Source organism: Rhodanobacter koreensis (genome assembly GCF_054782855.1).
In genome coordinates this window covers 1,234,752-1,254,746 of the sequence record NZ_BAAGRR010000002.1, presented here as the reverse complement: position 1 = coordinate 1,254,746, position 19,995 = coordinate 1,234,752, and the positions used below count along the sequence as shown (strand labels likewise).

General features: G+C 64.8%; 21 protein-coding genes. 17 read left to right on the top strand and 4 right to left on the bottom strand.

Going from position 1 to position 19,995, the window contains the following annotated elements:
* Positions 1-147 precede the first annotated feature (147 nt).
* The 15 genes from ACYVKM_RS11535 (at position 148) to lpxK (ending at position 13,329) form a co-directional block, all read left to right on the top strand.
* Positions 148-252, top strand: coding sequence for a DUF1674 domain-containing protein (locus ACYVKM_RS11535; protein ID WP_460877726.1), 105 nt, complete (start codon positions 148-150; stop codon positions 250-252).
* An 87-nt stretch (positions 253-339) separates the two neighbouring features.
* Positions 340-735: a succinate dehydrogenase, cytochrome b556 subunit gene (gene sdhC / locus ACYVKM_RS11530; protein ID WP_460877725.1), complete on the top strand. Its 396-nt coding sequence runs from the start codon at positions 340-342 to the stop codon at positions 733-735.
* Complete coding sequence (gene sdhD / locus ACYVKM_RS11525) at positions 732-1,136, top strand: succinate dehydrogenase, hydrophobic membrane anchor protein (protein ID WP_460877724.1); 405 nt, start codon at positions 732-734, stop codon at positions 1,134-1,136. Before sdhC ends, sdhD begins: the two co-directional genes overlap by 4 nt.
* Positions 1,137-1,156: 20 nt before the next feature.
* Positions 1,157-2,959 (top strand): succinate dehydrogenase flavoprotein subunit, encoded by a 1,803-nt coding sequence (sdhA, locus tag ACYVKM_RS11520; protein WP_460877723.1) that lies wholly within the window; start codon positions 1,157-1,159, stop codon positions 2,957-2,959.
* Positions 2,960-3,026: 67 nt separating this feature from the next.
* Positions 3,027-3,809, top strand: a complete 783-nt coding sequence (locus tag ACYVKM_RS11515) for a succinate dehydrogenase iron-sulfur subunit (protein WP_460877722.1) — start codon at positions 3,027-3,029, stop codon at positions 3,807-3,809.
* Positions 3,810-3,845: 36 nt separating this feature from the next.
* On the top strand, positions 3,846-4,166 hold the full coding sequence (locus ACYVKM_RS11510; RefSeq protein ID WP_460877721.1) for a hypothetical protein: 321 nt from the start codon (positions 3,846-3,848) through the stop codon (positions 4,164-4,166).
* Positions 4,163-4,411, top strand: coding sequence for an FAD assembly factor SdhE (locus ACYVKM_RS11505; protein WP_460877720.1), 249 nt, complete (start codon positions 4,163-4,165; stop codon positions 4,409-4,411). The genes ACYVKM_RS11510 and ACYVKM_RS11505 overlap by 4 nt, the downstream gene beginning before the upstream one ends.
* On the top strand, positions 4,383-4,820 hold the full coding sequence (locus tag ACYVKM_RS11500) for a protein YgfX (protein ID WP_460877719.1): 438 nt from the start codon (positions 4,383-4,385) through the stop codon (positions 4,818-4,820). The genes ACYVKM_RS11505 and ACYVKM_RS11500 overlap by 29 nt, the downstream gene beginning before the upstream one ends.
* Positions 4,821-4,930: 110 nt before the next feature.
* Positions 4,931-6,172 (top strand): lipoprotein-releasing ABC transporter permease subunit, encoded by a 1,242-nt coding sequence (locus ACYVKM_RS11495; protein ID WP_460877718.1) that lies wholly within the window; start codon positions 4,931-4,933, stop codon positions 6,170-6,172.
* Positions 6,165-6,893, top strand: coding sequence for a lipoprotein-releasing ABC transporter ATP-binding protein LolD (gene lolD, locus ACYVKM_RS11490; RefSeq protein ID WP_460877717.1), 729 nt, complete (start codon positions 6,165-6,167; stop codon positions 6,891-6,893). The genes ACYVKM_RS11495 and lolD overlap by 8 nt, the downstream gene beginning before the upstream one ends.
* Before the next feature lie 115 nt (positions 6,894-7,008).
* Positions 7,009-9,312 (top strand): DNA internalization-related competence protein ComEC/Rec2, encoded by a 2,304-nt coding sequence (locus ACYVKM_RS11485; protein WP_460877716.1) that lies wholly within the window; start codon positions 7,009-7,011, stop codon positions 9,310-9,312.
* A gap of 132 nt (positions 9,313-9,444) precedes the next feature.
* Positions 9,445-10,101 (top strand): MotA/TolQ/ExbB proton channel family protein, encoded by a 657-nt coding sequence (locus ACYVKM_RS11480; protein ID WP_460877715.1) that lies wholly within the window; start codon positions 9,445-9,447, stop codon positions 10,099-10,101.
* A 10-nt stretch (positions 10,102-10,111) separates the two neighbouring features.
* The gene (locus ACYVKM_RS11475; RefSeq protein WP_460877714.1) at positions 10,112-10,543 is read left to right on the top strand and encodes an ExbD/TolR family protein; all 432 of its coding nucleotides are present in this window, start codon (positions 10,112-10,114) and stop codon (positions 10,541-10,543) included.
* The gene (gene msbA, locus ACYVKM_RS11470; RefSeq protein WP_460877713.1) at positions 10,540-12,324 is read left to right on the top strand and encodes a lipid A export permease/ATP-binding protein MsbA; all 1,785 of its coding nucleotides are present in this window, start codon (positions 10,540-10,542) and stop codon (positions 12,322-12,324) included. The genes ACYVKM_RS11475 and msbA overlap by 4 nt, the downstream gene beginning before the upstream one ends.
* A 9-nt stretch (positions 12,325-12,333) precedes the next feature.
* Positions 12,334-13,329, top strand: coding sequence for a tetraacyldisaccharide 4'-kinase (gene lpxK, locus ACYVKM_RS11465; RefSeq protein ID WP_460877712.1), 996 nt, complete (start codon positions 12,334-12,336; stop codon positions 13,327-13,329).
* On the opposite strand, the gene hutI is transcribed toward lpxK, so the two are convergent.
* From hutI to ACYVKM_RS11450, 3 genes are read right to left on the bottom strand one after another with little or no spacing between them, the layout of a single operon-like run.
* The gene (gene hutI, locus ACYVKM_RS11460; RefSeq protein ID WP_460877711.1) at positions 13,303-14,532 is read right to left on the bottom strand and encodes an imidazolonepropionase; all 1,230 of its coding nucleotides are present in this window, start codon (positions 14,530-14,532) and stop codon (positions 13,303-13,305) included. The two genes, lpxK and hutI, sit on opposite strands and share 27 nt — an antisense overlap.
* A gap of 16 nt (positions 14,533-14,548) precedes the next feature.
* Entirely contained in the window at positions 14,549-16,027 is a 1,479-nt protein-coding gene (locus ACYVKM_RS11455) for a chloride channel protein (RefSeq protein WP_460877710.1), read from the bottom strand.
* 32 nt (positions 16,028-16,059) lie between these two features.
* Positions 16,060-17,625 (bottom strand): GNAT family N-acetyltransferase, encoded by a 1,566-nt coding sequence (locus tag ACYVKM_RS11450; RefSeq protein WP_460877709.1) that lies wholly within the window; start codon positions 17,623-17,625, stop codon positions 16,060-16,062.
* Positions 17,626-17,716: 91 nt separating this feature from the next.
* Here ACYVKM_RS11450 and ACYVKM_RS11445 point away from each other — a divergent pair, with 91 nt between their 5' ends.
* Both ACYVKM_RS11445 and ACYVKM_RS11440 read left to right on the top strand, forming a co-directional pair.
* Positions 17,717-19,087 (top strand): formimidoylglutamate deiminase, encoded by a 1,371-nt coding sequence (locus ACYVKM_RS11445; RefSeq protein WP_460877708.1) that lies wholly within the window; start codon positions 17,717-17,719, stop codon positions 19,085-19,087.
* 160 nt (positions 19,088-19,247) lie between these two features.
* Positions 19,248-19,418, top strand: coding sequence for a hypothetical protein (locus ACYVKM_RS11440; protein ID WP_460877707.1), 171 nt, complete (start codon positions 19,248-19,250; stop codon positions 19,416-19,418).
* Positions 19,419-19,497: 79 nt separating this feature from the next.
* On the opposite strand, the gene ACYVKM_RS11435 is transcribed toward ACYVKM_RS11440, so the two are convergent.
* Positions 19,498-19,992: a Spy/CpxP family protein refolding chaperone gene (locus tag ACYVKM_RS11435; protein WP_460877706.1), complete on the bottom strand. Its 495-nt coding sequence runs from the start codon at positions 19,990-19,992 to the stop codon at positions 19,498-19,500.
* Positions 19,993-19,995: the final 3 nt, after the last annotated feature.

Below are 19,995 nucleotides of genomic sequence, written 5' to 3'. Positions count from 1 at the left end.
CGGGCTCAAGCACAAGTGGCGTGGGTCGGATCGAGGTTGTGCTGCTTTGCCGCAAGTATTAACCTTTCGCGGCTAACAAAAACCATGTCCGATACTTCCTCCCCGACTGAGTCTCAACCTGCTTCCGTTCCGGCGGAACCAGTCGCCGTGCCCGAGCGGCCGGCGCAGGACAAGGTGGCGGTGGAGCGACCGGCTCCTGATCCCACGCGCTACGGCGACTGGGAAAAGAACGGGCGCTGCATCGACTTCTGAGCGGCCGCCGCGGCGATCGTTGTCGCCGGGCAGAGAGCAGAGGACGATGTGGCACGGACATCAGCGATTCCACACAGGATAGCCGCCATGGCAGACACGCAACGACCGCTCTCACCGCATCTCCAGATCTACAAGCGGCAGGTGCAGATGATGACCTCCATCACGCACCGCGCCACCGGCATCGCATTGGCTGTCGGCAGCTTGCTGGTGGTCGGTGGACTGCTGCATCTGGCGGCGGGCGAGGACAGCTTCAACCACTTCAAGGGGATCATCGGCAGCCCGGTCGGCATGGTGCTGCTGGTGGGCTGGAGCTGGGCACTGTTCTATCACCTGTGCAACGGCATCCGCCACCTGATCCAGGATGCGGGTGCCGGTTACGAGATTCCGCAGTTCGTGCGCTCCAGCTGGTTGTCGATTGCCGGCAGCATCGTTCTCACCGTACTTGTATGGGCTTACGTATTGATGGCAGGAGGCGCGGCATGAACACGAAGAGCATCGCCATCAAGGATCGGCGCAACCCGTTGAAGACGGCACGTGGACTGGGCTCGTCCCAGTCCGGTGTGGGGCACTGGTGGACCCAGCGGGTAACTGCCGCCGCCTTGGTGCTGCTTGGCTTGTGGTTCGTCGCCACCGTGCTGTGCCTGCTGCACGCCGACTACGCCACCGCCCATGCGGCGGTCGCCAGGCCGTGGAACGCGTTGCTGCTGATCGCATTCGTGCTCACCATGTTCTGGCATGCCGTGCTCGGCCTGCAGGTGGTGATCGAGGATTACGTGCATATCCGCTGGAAGGAAGTCGTCCTGCTGGTGGCAATCAAGTTCCTCGCGGTGCTGGGCGCGCTGGCCAGCGTGCTTGCCGTTTTGCGCATTGCGCTGACCCCATAAGACGCGAAGGTCGAGATTTCATGGAAAGCAACAAGTTGGATACTTATAAAGTCCGGCAACATCTGTACGACGTGATCGTGGTCGGCGCCGGTGGCGCCGGTTTGCGTGCCACCTTCGGCCTGGCCGAGAAGGGCCTCAAGGCGGCCTGCATCACCAAGGTGTTCCCGACCCGCTCGCACACTGTGGCGGCGCAGGGCGGCATCTCGGCCGCGCTCGGCAACATGGGCGAGGACGACTGGCGCTTCCACTTCTACGACACCGTCAAGGGTTCCGACTGGCTTGGCGACCAGGACGCGATCGAGTACATGTGCCGCGAGGCGATTCCCTCGATCATCGAGCTGGAACATTACGGCGTGCCGTTCTCGCGTACCGAGGAAGGCAAGATCTACCAGCGCCCGTTCGGCGGCATGACCACGCATTACGGCAAGGGCACCGCGCAGCGCACCTGCGCCGCGGCCGACCGTACCGGCCACGCGATCCTGCACACGCTGTACCAGCAGGCACTGGCGCATGACGCCACGTTCTTCATCGAATACTTCGCGATCGACCTGATCTTCGACGAAGCAGGTGTTTGCCGTGGCGTGCTCGCGCTCGACATGAACGAGGGCACCCTGCATTTCTTCCGCGGCCATGCGGTGGTGATGGCGACCGGTGGTTACGGTCGCGCCTACTTCAGCGCCACCTCGGCGCATACCTGCACCGGTGACGGCGGCGGCATGGTGCTGCGCGCGGGCCTCGCGCTGCAGGACATGGAGTTCGTGCAGTTCCATCCGACCGGCATCTACGGCGCCGGCTGCCTGATCACCGAGGGCGTGCGCGGCGAGGGTGGTTACCTCACCAACTCCGAAGGCGAGAGATTCATGGAGCGCTACGCGCCGAACGCGAAGGATCTGGCTTCGCGCGACGTGGTCAGCCGCGCGATGACGATGGAGATCCGCGAGGGCCGCGGCGTCGGCGAGCACAAGGACCACATCTTCATCAACCTCATGCACCTGGGCGCGGATGTGATTCACGAGCGCTTGCCGGGCATCGCCGAATCGGCGCGCATCTTTGCCGGCGTGGACGTGACCAAGGAGCCGATCCCGGTCATCCCGACGGTGCACTACAACATGGGCGGCATCCCGACCAACTACCACGGCGAAGTCGTGCAGAAGAAGGGTGACGACGTCGATGCGATCGTGCCCGGCCTGTTCGCGATCGGCGAGGCGGCCTGCGTGTCGGTGCATGGTGCGAACCGCCTCGGTTCCAACTCGCTGCTCGACCTGGTGGTGTTCGGCCGCGCGGTGGCGCATCGCTGCGCCGAGCTGATCAAGCCGGAGACGGCGCACAAGGATCTGCCGACGACCATTCTCGACAAGGCGCTGGCCCGTTTCGATGGCCTGCGCAATGCCAACGGCAGCAAGCCCACGGCGCAGATCCGCCTGGAAATGCAGCGCATCATGCAGAGCGATGCGGCGGTGTTCCGCACCGGCAGTACGCTGAAGGAAGGTTCCGAGAAGATTTCCGCGGTGCGCGAATCGTTCAAGGACGTACGCGTCAGCGATCGTTCGCTGGTGTGGAATTCCGACCTGATCGAGACGCTGGAGCTGGCCAACCTGCTGGATCAGGCCGTTGCCACCATGCACTCGGCCCAGCAGCGTACGGAAAGCCGCGGCGGTCATGCGCGCGAGGACTTCCCCGATCGCAACGACGCCGAATGGATGAAGCACACGCTGGTGAAGGTGGACGAGGCCGGCAAGAGCAACTTCGACTTCCGTCCGGTACACATGTACACCCTGACCGACGAGGTCGAAGTGGTGCCACCCAAGAAGCGCGTTTACTGATCTGCAAACGTTGTACCGGCGCTCGCCAGGCGAGCTGATGCGGCAAGTATGAAAGAGTGAGGCAATCGTGGCCGAGTTCACGCTACCCAAGAATTCCAAGATCCAGCCCGGCAAGCATTATCCGGCGAAAGATGCCAAGAATCCGCGCACCTTCCGCATCTATCGGTGGTCGCCGGATGACGGCCAGAACCCGCGCGTCGACACCTACGAGGTCGACCTTGCCGCATGCGGACCGATGGTTCTGGATGCACTGCTGAAGATCAAGAACGAGATCGACTCGACGCTCACGCTGCGTCGATCCTGCCGCGAAGGCATTTGCGGTTCGTGCGCGATGAACATCGACGGTACCAATACGCTGGCCTGCACCCGCGCGATCAGCGACTGCGCCGCAGGTGACGTGAAGATCTATCCGCTGCCGCACATGCCGGTGGTGAAGGATCTGGTGCCCGACCTGACCCATTTCTACGCGCAATTCGCCTCGATCAAGCCGTGGCTGCGCACGCAGAGTCCGGCACCGGATCGCGAGCGCCTGCAGTCGCCGGAAGAGCGCAAGAAGATCGATGGCCTGTACGAATGCATCCTGTGCGCGTGCTGCTCGACCAGCTGCCCGAGCTACTGGTGGAATGGCGACAAGTACCTCGGCCCGGCGATCCTGCTGCAGGCCTACCGCTGGATCGTCGACAGCCGCGACGAAGCGACCGGCGAGCGGCTCGACGACCTGGAAGATCCGTTCAAGCTGTATCGCTGCCACACCATCATGAACTGCACGCGTACCTGCCCGAAGGGGCTGAACCCGGCCAAGGCGATTGCCGAGATCAAGAAGCTGATGGTGGAGCGGCGTTCGGCGTAAGCTGCGGCAAGCCCCTCGTCGGTAAGGATGCTTGCGATGTTCAATCTGCTTGCGCTGCCGCATGCCTCGTGGAAAGTCCGGCTGCTCTTCATGGCCTTGGCAGCCGTGTTCATTTGTCTGATCGCGCAGCAATGGCCGCATCGCCAGGATGACCTGGCGATCGCGCGCTGGATGGCATGGTTCTTTATCGTCATGGGTGTTTTCAGTTTGCCGCGCATGCTGGTGGTCGTGGTGTTTGGCCGATTGCCGAAGGTGTACGCACGAATGTCAGGCAACTTGAACAGGACGCTGCCGCAGATTCATGCCGATATCGCACGTGAGCAGCAAGAACAGCGCGAACGGTCGCGTGAACTTTGAACGATGCCCGCCTCAAGCGCCTGCGCTGGCGCACCCGCCGAGGCACGCGCGAGCTGGATGCCTTGTTCGGCAGCTGGCTGGACGAGCGCTTTGCCGACGCCGGCGAAGCGCAGCAGCAGGCGTTCGACGAACTGCTCGACGTGCAGGATCCGGATCTGTGGGACTGGGTGATGGGCCATGCGCGCCCGGAGCGGTCGGACTGGCAGGGGATCATCGATGACATCCGCACCCGCCATCGGCTTTGAATACCGGCCGTCGCGACTGCTGCGACGGCTGTTGATCGTTGTCGCAAGCCTGACGATGCTGGCCATTGTGCTGTGTGCATTGGCGACCTGGATGAAGCTGCTGCTGATGGCTGGAGTGCTGATGGCGACGGGGCAATCCCTGCGCAGGGTGGTGAATTCGCCGGTCGCGGCTGCGGGCTGGAGTGCCGGTCATGATTGGGTGCTGCATCTGGCCGATCGCGAGGATGTGCCTGCCACCTTGGCTTCGTTTCGTGTGCTCGGCGTCTTCGTACTGTTGCGCCTGCAGACGGTGGAGCAGGGCATGCAGGTGTTGCTGCTGGCGCCGGACAACAGCGATGCGGACATCCGTCGCCGCCTGCGCATGCGGCTGGCGGCCGTGCAACTGGGCGAGGCCGTGCCGCGGCTTTGATCCAGCGACCTGCATGATCCGGCAACTTCACCAGCCCAGCGCGGTCTCACCGAATACCGGATAATGCCCGTCCGGGCGGCCCGCCCTGCGATCCCCACAAGCGACCACCCATGTTCCGACCGCTCGAACTCTTTATCGGCCTGCGCTACACCCGCGCCAAGCGCCGCAACCAGTTCATCTCGTTCATCTCCACCGTCTCGATCGTCTGCATCGCGATCAGCGTGATCGCGCTGATCACGGTGATGTCGGTGATGAATGGCTTCGACTACCAGATGAAATCCCGCATCCTGGGTGCGATCTCGCACGCCACGGTTTCCGGGGTTGGCGAAAGCGTGCAGGACTGGCCGCGGGCATTGCAGATTGCCGAGGCGAATCCGCATGTACTCGGTGCAGCGCCGTACGTGGAAGCCGAGGCCTACCTGAGCGCAGGCCATTCCAGCGGTGCGCTGTTGCGCGGCATCGAGCCGGCGCAGGAACCGAAGGTCGTCGACATCAGCAAGCACATGGTCGAGGGTTCGCTGAGCGAACTGACGCCGAAAAGCTGGAACATCGTGCTCGGCAAGGATCTGGCCATGTCGCTGGGCGTCAGCGTCGGCGACCGGGTGACGGTGGTGGTGCAGCAACTCTATGCCACCCCGATGGGCGGCGTGCCGAAGATGCGCAGTTTCCACGTGGTGGGCCTGTTCGAACTCGGCATGGAACAGTTCGATTCCGGCCTGGCGCTGGTCAACATGGACGATGCCGAGAAGCTCAACGGCATGAGCGGCCCCACCGGCATCCGGCTGAAGCTCGACGACATGTTCAACGCCCGCCCGGTGGCGCGCGAGCTGGCCGACAAGCTGGGCCAGGTGTACCGGGTGCAGACCTGGATGGATACGAACGCCAATCTCTTCGCCGCCCTGTCGATGGAAAAGATGGTGATGTTCGTGATCCTGTCGTTGATCATCCTGGTGGCGGTAATCAACCTGATCTCGATGCTGATGATGCTGGTCACCGACAAGCAGGCCGACATCGCGATCCTGCGCACGCTCGGTGCCACGCCGCGCAGCATCATGGGCATGTTCATGGTGCAGGGCGTGCTGGTGGGTTTCGTCGGGATCGGCTTCGGCGTGGGCTTCGGTTCGCTGCTGTCGTGGAAATTGCCGGGCATCATCAAGTGGATCGAGCACACCTTCCACGTGACTTTCCTGTCGCCGGACGTCTATTACATCAGCGAGGTGCCGAGCCGGTTGGACTGGCACGATGTCGGCTGGACCGCGTTGCTGACCTTCGCTTTCTCGCTGCTGGCGACCCTCTATCCCGCGTGGCGCGCGTCGCGCACGCAGCCGGCGCAGGCGCTGCGCTATGAATAAGACTGCCATGAACCCGACGGCTACCAATCAATCCGGTGAAAACGTGCTGCGCGCCAGCCATGTCGCCAAGACCTACGACGAAGGCGGCCTGCGCACCGAGGTGCTGAACGACGTCAGCTTCACCCTGAAGCGCGGCGAGACGATGGCGATCGTCGGCGCCTCCGGTTCGGGCAAGAGCACGCTGCTGCACATCATCGGTGGGCTGGACACGCTGACCGCCGGCGAGGTGGAGGTGGATGGTCGCGTGCTGTCGAAGCTCTCCGATGCCGAACGCGGCCGCGTGCGCAATCGCTCGCTCGGTTTCATCTACCAGTTCCATCACCTGCTGCCCGAGTTCACCGCGCTGGAAAACGTGTGCATGCCATTGCTGATCCGCGGCACCGCGATTGCCGAGGCACAGCGTCAGGCCGGCACGCTGCTGGAACGGGTAGGCCTGGGCGGGCGCACCCACCACAAGCCGTCGGAACTGTCCGGTGGCGAGCGCCAGCGCTGTGCGGTGGCGCGTGCGCTGGTGACCAGGCCCGCCTGCGTGCTCGGTGACGAACCCACCGGCAACCTCGACGAGGGCAATGCCGCGCAGGTCTACGCGCTGATGCTGGAACTCAACCGGGAGATCGGCACCAGCTTCATCCTGGTCACTCATGACACCCATCTGGCGGGGCGGATGGATCGCACCCTGGTGCTGCACAACGGAGTGCTGCAGGAAGACCCGAAGCACTGATAGGCGGCCACGTCGGGCACCATCGCCTATACGGCGAGTGCCTACACGCTTTTCATCCTCGGTGCCGCAGAGACCACGCTAGGCTCGACCCCATCCAGGACGGAACGGGGACGGCATGGCACGAGCAACGGCAATTACGGCAGCACTTGCCTTGCTGTCCGGCGTGCTGCTGGTGCAGTGGCTGCCAAGCTTGCCGCCACGCTGGTGTCTTGGCCTGTTGCTGGCCGGAGCGTCGCTGCTGGCCTGGTGCCTGCCGCGTCGTCGCTGGCTGGCGTGGACGCTGTTCGGCATCGTCTGGGCGGCGTGGCATGGCGCGATGGCGATGGATGCGCGTCTGCCGCGGGCGCTGGAAGGTCGGGATATCGCGGTGACCGGCAGCCTGATCGGCCTGCCGCAGGCCGGCGATGATGCCAGCCGCTTCATGCTGCGGGTGGAGCAGGCCACGCTGGATGGCCGTCCCGTCGCCTTGCGCGGCCGGGTGACGGTGTCCTGGTATGACGACGCGCCGCTGTTGCAACCATGCACCCGCTGGCATCTGCTGCTGCGGTTGAAACGGCCACGTGGCCTGCTCAATCCCGGCGTGGCTGACAGTGAGCGTTCGGCACTGGAACGCCGCATCGTGGCTACCGGTTATGTGCGTGACGATCCCGGCAATGCACGGCTGGCTGGCCCGCACTGGTGCATTGACGGTGTGCGTGATGCCGTCGCCCGCGGTATCGCCACACGTGTGCGCGATCCGCACGATTCGACCCTGCTGCAGGCGTTCTCGGTCGGCGACACGCGTGAACTGAGCCAGCACGACTGGGAAGTGGCGCGCGCCAACGGCGTGTCGCACCTGATCGCGATTTCCGGCTTTCATGTTGGTGTGGCGGCGGTATTCGGGGTCTGGCTGGCGATGCTGGCTTATGCCCTATGGCCACGACTCGCGTTGTATCTGCCGCGACCGCACGCACAAGCCGCCGCCGCGCTGCTGGTGGCTGCTGTCTACAGTGCGCTGGCCGGCTTCGGCCTGCCCACGGTGCGTACGTTGCTGATGATCGCCGTGGTGGCACTGGCGCGCTGCAGCCGACGTGCCAGCGGTGGCGCGCAGTCGCTGGCGCTGGCGATGATCGCGATCCTGCTGTTCGATCCGCTGGCGGTGCTGGCGGCCGGGTTCTGGCTGTCGTTTGTCGGCGTGGCGTTCCTCATGCTGTGCCTGCAGGCGCGTGGGCGCGGCTTGCGCGCTTTCCTGCACGAGCTGTCGGCCGGACAGCTGGTGATGACGGTGTCGCTGTTGCCCCTGACCTTGTGGTTTTTCGGTGAGGCATCCCTGGTGGGCGCGTTGTCCAACCTGATCGCCGTGCCGTTCGTGAGTTTCGTGGTCGTGCCGGGTGCGTTGATCGGCATGCTGTTGTTGTGGCTGTGCCCGCCGCTGGCCACGCCGATGCTGTGGCTGGCCGCGCAACTGGCGCATGCGCAATGGTGGCTGCTGGAGCGGATGGCAGACTGGCCCGGCGCACACTGGTATCTGCCTACCGTGCAGCCATGGGCTCTGTTGCTGGCTCTGCTGGGCGCGTTATGGCTGTTTCTGCCGCGTGGTGTGCCCCTGCGGTGGTTCGGCGTGCTGCTGTTCCTGCCGCTGCTGTGGCCGCCGCGCACGTTGCCCGTCGAGGGCGCGTTCCAGGCATGGGTGCTGGATGTGGGGCAGGGCCTATCGGTGCTGTTGCGCACACGCGAGCATGTGATGGTGTATGACGCCGGTGCGCGCTACCCGTCGGGTTTCGATCTCGGCGAGGCGGCGGTAGTGCCGTCGATCCACGCGTTGGGCATGACGCGCCTGGACATGTTGATGATCAGCCACGGCGACAACGACCATGCTGGTGGAGCCGAAGCGGTCGCGACCGCATTCCCGCAGGCGCAGCGTTATGCGGGCGAGCCGGCACGGGTGCGGGTGCCGATGCAGCAATGCGTTGCCGGGCAGTCATGGCAATGGGATGGCGTGCGTTTCCGTGTGCTGAGCCCCGGTCCCGGCGAAGGCGACCGGGGCAACGACAGCTCCTGTGTGCTGCTGGTCGAGGGCCGCGGCGGACGCCTGCTGCTCACCGGCGACATCAGCTCGAAGGCGGAGCCGCAGGTGACGGCCGTGCTCGGTCCCGGCGGCACGCGACCGGTATTGCTGGTGCCGCATCACGGCAGCAAGACGTCGTCGAGCATGGCCTTCATCGCCGCGGTGCGGCCGCCGCTGGCGCTGGTATCGGCGGGCTGGCGCAACCGCTTCGGGCACCCAAGGCCGGAGGTGCTCGCGCGCTATGCCGAAGCCGGTGTGCCGCTATTCAATACCGCCCTGCAGGGGGCGATTCCCCTGGATTTTCCCGCCGATGCTCCGGCTCGGCGTGAAACGGGCTGGCGCTGGCGGCAGCCGCGTTACTGGCGGGAGTGACTTGTGGTTTGCCACAAGTGGCGCGAGTGAGGCGGGGAATGCCACGCGCGCCGCAGTACGGCCGGGCGGGACTGCTATCATGCGCGCTTCCTGACAGGTCGTGAGACGGGGTCGAAAGTGCTGGAAATCCTGATGGCTGGTGGCTGGGCTATGGTGCCCATCCTGATCTGCTCGGCGATCGCGCTGGCGATCGTGCTGGAGCGTTGCTGGACCTTGCGCCGCAAGTCGGTGCTGCCACCGGGTCTGGGCGACGAGGTGCGCGAATGGGCGCGCACGGGTCAGCTGAACCCCATGCATCTGGAAGCACTGACGAACGGTTCCCCGCTGGGTGAGCTGCTGGCCTCGGCGTTGGCGGTGCGCAACCAGTCGCGTGACATCATCAAGGAGCGCATCGAGGACACCGGCCGGCATGTGATCCACCGGATGGAGCGCTACCTCAACACGCTGGGCACGATCGCGCTGATCGGCCCGCTGCTCGGCCTGTTCGGCACCGTGATCGGCCTGATCCGCATGTTCATGGAAGTGATGGCCGGCGGTATCGGCGATCCGGCCAAGATGGCCGGCGGCATCGGCGAGGCACTGATCTGCACCGCCTCGGGCCTGACCGTGGCGATTCCGGCCTACGTGCTGCACCGCTATTTCCGTTCGCGCGTGGCCGGCTATTGCGTGGAGATGGAGAAGCAGGCCACCGCGTTGCTCGATGACCTGACCCTGACGCCTGCGGTGGCGGCCCCGGCACCGCCGCGGGCGCGGCGTGCGGCGGCGCCGACTGCGCCGCGCGCGGGCTGAGCACGTACCGATGCGTATCAGCAATGACCGCCGCGGGGATGATTTCGAGATCAACGTGATCCCGTTGATCGACGTGCTGCTGACCCTGCTGATGTTCTTCGTGCTGACCAGCACCTTCGTGCAGCACTCGCGCCTGCAGGTGACGCTGCCCAAGGCCAGCACGCAGGATCGCGACATGAATGCGCCGGCGCTGACCATCATGATCGACCGTGACGGTCACTTCTATGTGGGCAGCGACGAGGTGCTTGGCGAGGGCATCGAGCCGCTCAAGCAGACCATTTCACGCAACGCCGGTACGGACCGCGATCGCCAGGTGACGATCCGTGCCGATGCGATGACGCCGAACCAGGACGTGGTGACGGCGATGGACGCGCTGGGCCAGCTCGGTTTCACCAAGCTGTCGATCGCGACCACGCCGAACAAGCCGGGCGCGGATCAGTGAGCGACAAGAAGGTTACGATCTGGGATGCGGAAACCTGGCGGGTTTACCGGCGACTGCTCGGTTACACGCGGCGCTACTGGCTGATGGGCCTGGTCTCGTTGACCGGCATGCTGCTGGATGGCGGTGGCATGGCGCTGTTCACGCAGCTCCTGCAAACGATGACCGACGGCATCTTCGTGAGGAAGGATGCGTACCTGATTTTCTGGATGCCGATCTGGATCATCGGCATTTTTTTTGTGCGCTCCTGCGGCACCTTTGCCAGCAACTACGGCATTTCGTACATGGGTCGCCATGTGGTGCAGGCGATGCAGAAGGATGTATTCGGCGCCTACCTGAGATTGCCGGCGGCGTTTTTCGGTGCCGAGCCATCGGGACAGCAGATTTCCCGCATCACCTATACCAGCGAGCAGGTGGCATCGGCTGCCACCGATTCGATCAAGACTGCGGTGACCGACGGATTCACGGTCATCGCCATGTCTAGCGTGATGCTCTACAACAGCGCCTACCTCACGCTGTCCCTGCTGGTCATGGCGCCGGCGATCGCCCTGATCGCCACCATCGTCAGCCGGCGCTACCGGTCGATCAGCCGGCGCATCCAGGGTTCGATGGGCTCAGTAACCGGAACCGTCGAGGAGTCGGTAGGGGCGCATCGCGAAGTGCGCATCTACGGCGGCCAGATGTACGAGAGCAGCCGGTTCGATCAGGTCACCCGGCACACCCGCGGGCTCAATCTGAAGATCGCTGCGACCAATGCGGCATCCAGTTCCACCATTCAGCTGGTGGCGGCCTGCGCCATGGCCACGCTGGTGTTCCTGGGTACGCGACCGGGCGTACTGAACGAGGTGTCGCCAGGTGTGTTCCTGGCCGTCCTGACCGCGATGGGTACGATGCTGGTGTCGCTCAGACGGCTCGCCAATGTGCAGGCGACCATCCAGCGCGGGGTCTCTGCCGCCGAGGATCTGTTCGAGGTGATCGACATGCCGGCAGAAATCGATCGCGGCAGCGTCGAGCTTGTGCGCACGCGGGGCGATCTGCGTTTCGAGGATGTCCGGCTGATCTATCCGCGCAACGATTTCGAGGCCTTGCGTGGCGTGGACCTGTATTGCGCCCCTGGCACAGTGACTGCGTTGGTAGGTCGTTCCGGTAGTGGCAAGAGCAGCCTGGTCAGCCTGCTGCCGCGCTTCTACGCGCCAACTAGTGGGCGCATCGTGCTGGACGACCTCGATAACGAGGACTACACATTGGCCTCGCTGCGTCGGCAGATCGCCTGGGTTGGACAGAGCGTGGTGCTGTTCGATGACACGGTGGCCAACAATATCGCCTATGGCGAACTGGCCGGCGCGAGCGAGGCGGAAATCATCGCGGCCGCCGAGGCCGCCAATGCGATGGAATTCATCGCGCGCATGCCGCAGGGCATCCATACCCCGATAGGGCAGAGCGGCAACATGCTCTCCGGCGGTCAGCGCCAGCGTATCGCGATCGCCCGTGCAGTTCTCAAGAACGCGCCGATCCTTGTGCTGGACGAAGCCACCAGTGCGCTTGATACCGAGTCCGAGCGGCTGATCCAGCAGGCGCTGCAGCGCTTGATGAAAGACCGCACCACGTTGGTGATCGCGCATCGCCTGTCAACGGTTGAAGGCGCCGACCAGATCGCGGTGATGGACCACGGCCGCATCGTCGAGCGTGGCACCCATGCCGAGCTGATCGCGCTGAATGGACAATACGCCGCGCTGCACCGGATGCAGTTCCACGATCACGCCGATCAACAGGCGGGCGACTGAGGGCTGCCGATGGCGCTGATCGACACGCTCGAATCAGCCTGGTACGGCAGCGGATCCGCACCGTGGTGGACGTGGCCGCTGGCCGCGCTGTATGGCAGCACGATGCGCCTGCGTCGTGGACTTTATCGGCGCGGCTGGTTGCGCAGTACGCGCTTGCCAGTGCCAGTCGTGGTCGTCGGCAATATCAGCGTGGGTGGCACCGGCAAGACGCCGCTGACCATCGCGCTGGTCGAGGTCTTGCGCGCCCGCGGCTATCGCCCCGGGGTGGTCAGCCGCGGTCACGGCGGCAGTCAGCGTGAACCGCTTCTGCTGGGTGAGGCACCTGATCCTGCGCAGGTCGGCGACGAGCCCTGCCTGATTCGCGCCAGTGGTGCAGCCGTGGCGGTGGGACGCGATCGTCCAGCCGCTGCGCGATTGTTGCTCGATGCGGGTTGCAACGTGGTGGTGGCCGATGACGGTCTGCAGCATTACGCACTGGCGCGCGATATAGAAATCTGCGTGATCGATGGCGTGCGCCGTTTCGGCAATGGCCGGCTGTTGCCGGCCGGCCCGTTGCGCGAGCCCTTGGGCCGGCTGCAGCGGGTCGATTTCCGCGTCTGCAATGGCGTCGTCGCTGCCGAGGGCGAATACCCGATGCAGTTGCGTGGTGGCGAGGTGGTGGCCCTGATCGATGACCAGCGATGGGCGCTTGCCGGTTTCGATGGCCAGCGGGTGCATGCGGTGGCCGCGATCGGCCATCCGCAGCGCTTCTTCGACAGCCTGCGTGCCGCCGGCATCGACGTGATCGAGCATGCGTTTGCCGATCATCATCAGTTTGTTCAAGCGGATCTGGATTTCGCGGACGACCTGCCAATACTGATGACGGACAAGGACGCGGTGAAGTGTCAGCGTTTCGCCCAGCCGCACTGGTGGCGGGTACCGGTACGTGCCGAGTTGCCGGCGGCGTTCCATGAGGCCCTGGTTGCGCGTGTCGAAGCGCTACAGCGGAACCGATTCACCACTTAGATAGACCTCGCGCACGAGTCGGCCGGTGATCCAGTAGCACAGCTCGGCCGGCTGTTTTGCATGCCACACCACCAGGTCGGCGCGCTGGCCGACCGCCAGGGTACCGCGGTCGTGCAGGCCGAGCGCGCGTGCGGCGTTGGCGGTGACGCCGCGCAATGCTTCCTCCGGCGTCAGTCGGAACAGCGTGCAGGCCATGCTGGCGGCCAGTCGCAGCGACAGCAGTGGCGAGGTGCCGGGATTGCAGTCGGTGGCTATCGCCATCGCCACGCGGTGTTCGCGCAGCAACGCGACCGGCGGCAGTTTTGTTTCGCGCAATGCGTAGAACGCACCGGGGAGCAGTACGGCCACGGTACCGGCTTTCGCCATCGCCGCGATGCCGGACTCACTCAGGTGCTCAAGGTGATCGGCGGAAAGGCCGCTGTATTCGGCGACCAGCGCAGCACCATCGAGATCGGACAACTGCTCGGCATGCAGCTTCACCGGCAGGCCCAGTTGTTTCGCACGTTCGAACACGCGCCGGGTTTCCTCGCGGGTGAAGCCGATGTTCTCGCAGAACGCATCGACGGCATCGACCAGGCCTTCGGCGGCGAGTGCCGGCAGCATCTCGTCACAGACCAGGGTGACGTACTCGTCGCGACGATCCTTGTACTCCGGCGGGAGAGCATGCAGGCCAAGGAAACTGGTGCGTACACTGATACCCAGTTCGCGGCCGAGGCGGCGTGCCACGCGCAGCATGCGGCGTTCGCTTTCGAGGTCAAGGCCGTAACCGGACTTGACCTCCAGCGTGGTCACGCCATCGGCGAGCAGGGCCTGCGCGCGCGGCAGGGATTGTGCGAAAAGCTGCTCTTCGCTGGCGGCACGGGTGGCGTTGACGGTGGAAACGATACCGCCACCGGCACGGGCAATGTCCTCGTAACTGGCGCCGTTCAGACGCAGGTCGAATTCCTGCGCACGATCACCGCCGAACACCAGATGGGTGTGACAGTCGATCAATCCCGGCGTGACCAGCGCGCCATCCAGCGATTCCACTGCTGGCGCAAGCGTGTTTGGTGCATCCGGCAGCGCATCCATGCGTCCGATCCAGGCGATGCGTCCGTGGTGCAATGCAATCGCGCCGTGCTCGATCAAGCCGCAGGGGTCGTCACCGGCGAACGTCGCCAGCCTGGCATTCAGCAGCAGTCGATCCCAGCGTGGCTCGTTCATGGCTACGGTGATTCCGTCACGGCGTTGGTGGATGGTCCGACGATGCGTCGTCCGTTGGCGTGGCGGGCTCATCGAAGGCGCTAGTCTTGCCGACATGCTGCATGGCCTCGGCTTCGAGCCGGGTCTTCTCGGCACTTTCGGCGTGCGCGGCCTGCTGCCGTTCGAAATCCTGCACCATGCGCTCGGCAAAATCCTTGTAGACCGGTGTCGGGCAGAACAGCGATGCCGCCGCGCGGGCCAGCAGGCAGGCAGCCATGATCGGGATCACCATGTCCTGATTGTCGGTCAGCTCCATCGCGATCACCGCCGAGGTCAGCGGAGCGCCGGTGACCCCCGCCAGATAGGCACTCATGCCCAGCAGCACCACGGCCGAAGCCGGTACCCCGGGCAGGAAGTACGCGATGTTGTGGCCCAGCCCGGCGCCGACTGCCAGCGCTGGCGAGAAGATGCCACCGGGGATGCCGGCCCAGTAGGACACAACGTTGGCCAGCAGCTTGGCGATGCCGAAGCCCTGGCCCGGCGTGACGGAAGCTTCCTGCACGAAGGCGCGTGCCTGGTCGTAGCCGGTACCGTAAACGGTGTTGTGCGAAAGCAGCCCGATAATGGCCAGTGCCAGCCCGCAACCCGTGGCGAACAGCACGGGTGCGTACGAGCGCAGCCGACCGATATACGCCAGCGGGCCGTGCCGGCTGAGCAGGATCAGCCGCGCAAACAGGCCGCCAAGCAGGCCGCAGATGATGCCGGTAAGCAGCACCGCCAACCACGCATGACCCAGCGGCAGGTTGGCCTGGACCTGGCCGAAATAGGAGTAGTTGCCCATGATGCCGAGCGAAACCACGCCGCCGATGAACACCGCAGTCAGCAGCAGGCCGCTGAAGCGGTGCTCGAAGGTGCCGGCCAGTTCCTCGATCGCGAAGATGACGCCGGCCAGTGGCGTGTTGAATGCAGCCGCAATACCGGCAGCGCCGCCGGCAAGGATGAAACGCGAAGCGGCCTTGGGATCGGTGAAGCCGAAGCGCCGGCCGAGCGAATAGAACAACCCGGCGCCTACATGCACGGTCGGGCCTTCGCGGCCGATCGAGGCGCCGACGGTCAGCGCGATCAGGGTCAAGGCCAGCTTGCCTGCTGCAATCGGCAACGCCAGCATGTGTGCACGAAAGCTTGCGTCCTCGATGTGCAGCGTGCCGATGACCTGCGGGATGCCGCTGCCGCGGGTGGCGCGCAGGCGCCCCTCGGTGACCCAGGCCAGCAGGCCGAATACGATCGGGGTCAGGATCAGCGGAATCCAGATGCCGTAGCTGAGGATGTGCAGGAAGAGCTGGTAGGCCCAGGTACTGGCCTTGGCAAACAGGATCGCCGCCAGCGCCACCAGTACCGCACCACACCAGAGCACGAGACGGCGGCTCCACTGGTGCGGCGCAAAGAATTCATGCCCGAGCAAGGCCTGCAGGCGGGGGTTCGAGGAAGGCTCAGTGGGCTGGACAGGTTCAGTCATGCCTCATTATCGCAGACCCTGCAACGTGATCGTCAGCGCGGCAGTGGCCGCCAGCGGGTTTCGTACAGGTCGAAGCGGCGATCTTTCAGGTTCTGCACGGCACCGGCATTGCGTGCGCGGGCCAGACTTTCCAGCCGCAGGTCGGCGAACAGCACGGTCTCGATGTTCGGCGTGGAGTCGGCAGCGATGCCGTCGCGTGCGAACGGGAAGTCGCTTGGCGTAAGGATGCAACTCTGGCCGTACTGGATGTCGAAGTTGTTGACGCCGGGCAGGTTGCCGACATTGCCCGACAGCACCACGTAGCACTGGTTCTCGATCGCCCGCGCCTGCGAGCAGTAGCGCACGCGCAGGTAACCCTCGCGCACGTCGGTGCAGAACGGCACGAACAGGATCAATGCGCCCTGGTCGGTGAGGTGCCGCGCTACCTCGGGAAACTCCGCGTCGTAGCAGATCATCACGCCGATCGGGCCGCAGTCGGTCAGCACGGTCGCGGCGCTGTCGCCACCGCTGATGTTCCACACGTTGCGTTCGCTCGGGGTGGGATGCAGCTTCTCGCGTTCGTGGATCGAGCCGTCGCGCAGGCACACGTAGCAGACGTTGTGGATGTCGCCGTTGGCCTGCTCGGTCGGGTGCGTGCCGGCGATGATGTTGATGTTGTAGTGCACCGCCAGCCTGCTGAAGAGTTCCTTCACCTGCGGCGTGTACTGGCTCAGCTTGCGGATCGATTCCACCGGCGACAGCTCGGTGTTTTCGATCGACAGCAGCTGCAGCGTGATCAGTTCGGGAAAGGTGACGAAGTCGGCGCTGTAATCGGCGGCAATATCGGTGAAGTACTCGACCTGGGTGGCGAATTCCTCGAACGACTTGATCCGCCGCTGCTGGTATTGCACCGAAGCGACCCGCACCAGATCAGGCAGATGCTGCGGCGAGGGAATCGACGGCATGTCCGGCTGGTCGAGCAGGCTCGGGTTGCGCCACACCAGGTGCACGGCATAACCGAGCGAGTCATAGTCCGACGGTACGTAGGCGCGCAGCAGACCGATGACCTCGAAGTCGTTGGTCAGCTGGAAGCTCAGCGTCAGGTCACGCCGTCTGCCTTCCACCACCGCCTGCACGTAGGCCTCGGCGGTGCCGTAGCGCGTGATGTTCTTGGCCAGCCCGGGAATGCGCCCGCCGAACACGATGCCGCGCAATTTCAGGTCTGCGCACAACCGCTTGCGCGCCTGGTACAGCCGCTGGCCGATGCGCATGCCGCGGTAGTCCGGGTGCACCACCACCTCCATGCCGTATAGCCAGTTGCCGTCGGGCTTGTGGCGTGAGCCCATGCCGCCGCCGGTGATCTGCATCCAGGTATGCGGTGCCAGCGCCGTGGCTTCATCGATGCGGAACGTGGCGCAGTAGCCGACGATGTTCCCTTCGTACTCGACCACGAACTGGCCCTCGGGGAAGTGTGTCTGCTGGGAACGCAGCATTTCCGGGGAGTGGCCCCATTCGGCGGTGTAGACCCGCGCGGTGAGTTCGGTCAGCGCCGGTACGTCGGCAGGCAGCGCCTGTCGCAGCAGCAGCTTCGGGGTGTTTTCACTGATTTTCCTGGCCATGGGGTGATTATGCATAGCCAGGAACACAGTCAGGTGAAGGCGCCGCATCCACCCGGTTACACTGCGTGGCATCAGTTACCGGAGCAATCGCATGAGCCATGTCGCCAGCATCCGCCGCTTCAGGGCCGATCAGTTATGGCGACCCGATGGCTGGCATGCCGATGCGGCGCTGGACGTGGGGGCGGAAGGGCGCCTGGCGAAGCCGGTGGGCGCAGAACGCGAATCGATGGGGCGCTGGGTGCTTCCCGGCATGCCGAACCTGCATTCGCATGCCTTTCAGCGCGCGATGGCCGGACTGGCTGAGCGCAAGGGGCGTGCCGACGACAGTTTCTGGAGCTGGCGCGAGACGATGTACGCATTCGCCGCGGCGATCGGCCCGGATGAACTGAAGGCCATCGCCGCCCAGCTCTACGTCGAGATGCTCAAGGCCGGCTACACCCAGGTCTGCGAATTCCATTACCTGCATCACCAGCCCGACGGCATGCCCTATGCGCAACCGGAGGCGATGTCGCTGGCGCTGATCGAGGCGGCACGCGAAGCGGGTATTGGCTTGACCCTGCTGCCGGTGCTGTACATGAGCGGCGGTTTCGATGGTCGCCTGCTCACGGCGCGGCAACGCCGTTTCGGTCACGACGCGGAAGGCTATCTGCGCCTGCTCGAAACCTTGCGTGGACACGGAAATGACGACCTGCATGTCGGCATCGCACTGCATTCACTGCGCGCGGTGCCGGAACAGGCGATGCGCGAGGTACTCGCCAGTGAACTGGCGAAAACCGGGCCAATCCACATCCATATCGCCGAGCAGATCGGTGAAGTGCAGGACTGCCTCGCCACGCGCGGGGCGCGGCCGGTGGAATGGCTGTTCGATCACGTTGCGGTCGACGCGCGCTGGTGCCTGGTGCATGCGACCCATCTGACCGCGGCGGAGGCCGTGCGAATTGCCCGCAGTGGTGCCGTGGCGGGGTTGTGTCCCACCACCGAGGCGAATCTCGGCGATGGCCTGTTTCCGCTGGCCGATTATCTCGATGCCGGCGGCACGCTTGGCATCGGCTCTGATTCGCATATTTCGATCTCGCCGGTGGAAGAGCTGCGCTGGCTGGAATACGGCCAACGCCTGCACACGCGCCATCGCAACATCGCTGCGCGGCACGAGGGCGACAGTGTGGGCGAGACGCTGTGGCGTGCCGCGCTGCATGGCGGTGCGCGGGCGTCCGGCCTGCCGATCGGCGAATTGCGCGAAGGTGCACGTGCCGACCTGATCGTGCTTGACGAAAACTCGCCGCTGCTGGCTGCACGCGATGCGCGTTCGATGCTGGACAGTTTCCTGTTCGCCGGCAACACGCCACTGGTGCGTGACGTGATGGCCGGTGGCCGCTGGCAGGTGCGTGACTTTCATCATCGCGACGAGGAGCGCATTGCGGCGCGTTATCGCGAGGTAGTGGCGCGGCTGGCTGGTGGCTGAGTACGGAAGGGCAGGTATCGACGTATAGAGTTGGAACGAAAGGGTTTCCTGTTCAGCTCCCAGTGATCGAGATGAACGCCAACCATCGATGGTTGGCGCTCGGGTCATCGCGGAAACGGCGCATACGTTTTTAGCGACACATCCCCAAGAGGAGTGTCCCATGCGCCGTGTCATCTCTGCCTTGCTTGTTTCTGCGCTGCTGCTGGTCGGCAGCGTTTCCCTTACGGGCTGCATCATGGTGCCGGCGCGCGGCTACCCGGCGCGTGTCTGGGTGCCTGGCTACTGGGGTCCGACGCATGTCTGGGTCGGTGGTCACTGGCGGTATCACTGAACGAACAGCCCGCCGCTCTGAAAAAGTTGCGCCAGCCCTGCCGCTGGCGCAACCCCCTGCCGCTCGCCTCTGTGGTTGTTTACGGGCTTGTCGGCGAGGTCGAGGACACCGGATGCTGTGCCTTGAACTGTTCCCACTGCTGCTTGCGGGCCTGTCGCTGGGCCTTGAACGTGGCCAGCTGCGCCTTTTGCGATGCGCTCAGTACAGCGTAGATCTGCGCACGCACGTTGGCCCGCTGCTGCACGCGCTGCTGGGTGGCAGCACCCTCGGCCTGTGCCAGGCTGGTCGCAGCGGCCTGGTAGCCGACCTGGTCCGGGGTCATCGACTCGAACGCACTGCGCTGCTGGCGCAGTGCCTGACGCTGCGTCTTGTTCTGGGCAAAGCTGTTCTGCACGATCTGCTTGATGCTTGCACGCTGGGCATCGGTCAGGTTGAGTTTGCTCAGGGCCATCAGCTGGCCATGTCCGCGGGAGTGCCAGCCACCGTGCTGGCCGGCTCCGGGAGCGGCGACGGCAACCGTGGTGATGGCGACGGCCGACGCCAGGATCAGGCCGAGAGTAATGCTCTTGCGCATGGT

Excerpts from the sequence above, each read along its gene's own strand:
- ACYVKM_RS11440 (WP_460877707.1), top strand. The coding sequence starts at position 19,248 with ATGCGCCGTGTCATCTCTGCCTTGCTTGTTTCTGCGCTGCTGCTGGTC.
- hutI (WP_460877711.1), bottom strand. The coding sequence starts at position 14,532 with ATGAACGAGCCACGCTGGGATCGACTGCTGCTGAATGCCAGGCTGGCG.
- sdhA (WP_460877723.1), top strand. The coding sequence starts at position 1,157 with ATGGAAAGCAACAAGTTGGATACTTATAAAGTCCGGCAACATCTGTAC.
- ACYVKM_RS11500 (WP_460877719.1), top strand. The coding sequence starts at position 4,383 with ATGACATCCGCACCCGCCATCGGCTTTGAATACCGGCCGTCGCGACTG.
- ACYVKM_RS11455 (WP_460877710.1), bottom strand. The coding sequence starts at position 16,027 with ATGACTGAACCTGTCCAGCCCACTGAGCCTTCCTCGAACCCCCGCCTG.
- ACYVKM_RS11510 (WP_460877721.1), top strand. The coding sequence starts at position 3,846 with ATGTTCAATCTGCTTGCGCTGCCGCATGCCTCGTGGAAAGTCCGGCTG.
- ACYVKM_RS11445 (WP_460877708.1), top strand. The coding sequence starts at position 17,717 with ATGAGCCATGTCGCCAGCATCCGCCGCTTCAGGGCCGATCAGTTATGG.
- lpxK (WP_460877712.1), top strand. The coding sequence starts at position 12,334 with ATGGCGCTGATCGACACGCTCGAATCAGCCTGGTACGGCAGCGGATCC.
- ACYVKM_RS11495 (WP_460877718.1), top strand. The coding sequence starts at position 4,931 with ATGTTCCGACCGCTCGAACTCTTTATCGGCCTGCGCTACACCCGCGCC.
- ACYVKM_RS11475 (WP_460877714.1), top strand. The coding sequence starts at position 10,112 with ATGCGTATCAGCAATGACCGCCGCGGGGATGATTTCGAGATCAACGTG.
- ACYVKM_RS11480 (WP_460877715.1), top strand. The coding sequence starts at position 9,445 with ATGGCTGGTGGCTGGGCTATGGTGCCCATCCTGATCTGCTCGGCGATC.
- ACYVKM_RS11450 (WP_460877709.1), bottom strand. The coding sequence starts at position 17,625 with ATGGCCAGGAAAATCAGTGAAAACACCCCGAAGCTGCTGCTGCGACAG.
- sdhC (WP_460877725.1), top strand. The coding sequence starts at position 340 with ATGGCAGACACGCAACGACCGCTCTCACCGCATCTCCAGATCTACAAG.
- sdhD (WP_460877724.1), top strand. The coding sequence starts at position 732 with ATGAACACGAAGAGCATCGCCATCAAGGATCGGCGCAACCCGTTGAAG.
- ACYVKM_RS11435 (WP_460877706.1), bottom strand. The coding sequence starts at position 19,992 with ATGCGCAAGAGCATTACTCTCGGCCTGATCCTGGCGTCGGCCGTCGCC.
- ACYVKM_RS11485 (WP_460877716.1), top strand. The coding sequence starts at position 7,009 with ATGGCACGAGCAACGGCAATTACGGCAGCACTTGCCTTGCTGTCCGGC.
- lolD (WP_460877717.1), top strand. The coding sequence starts at position 6,165 with ATGAATAAGACTGCCATGAACCCGACGGCTACCAATCAATCCGGTGAA.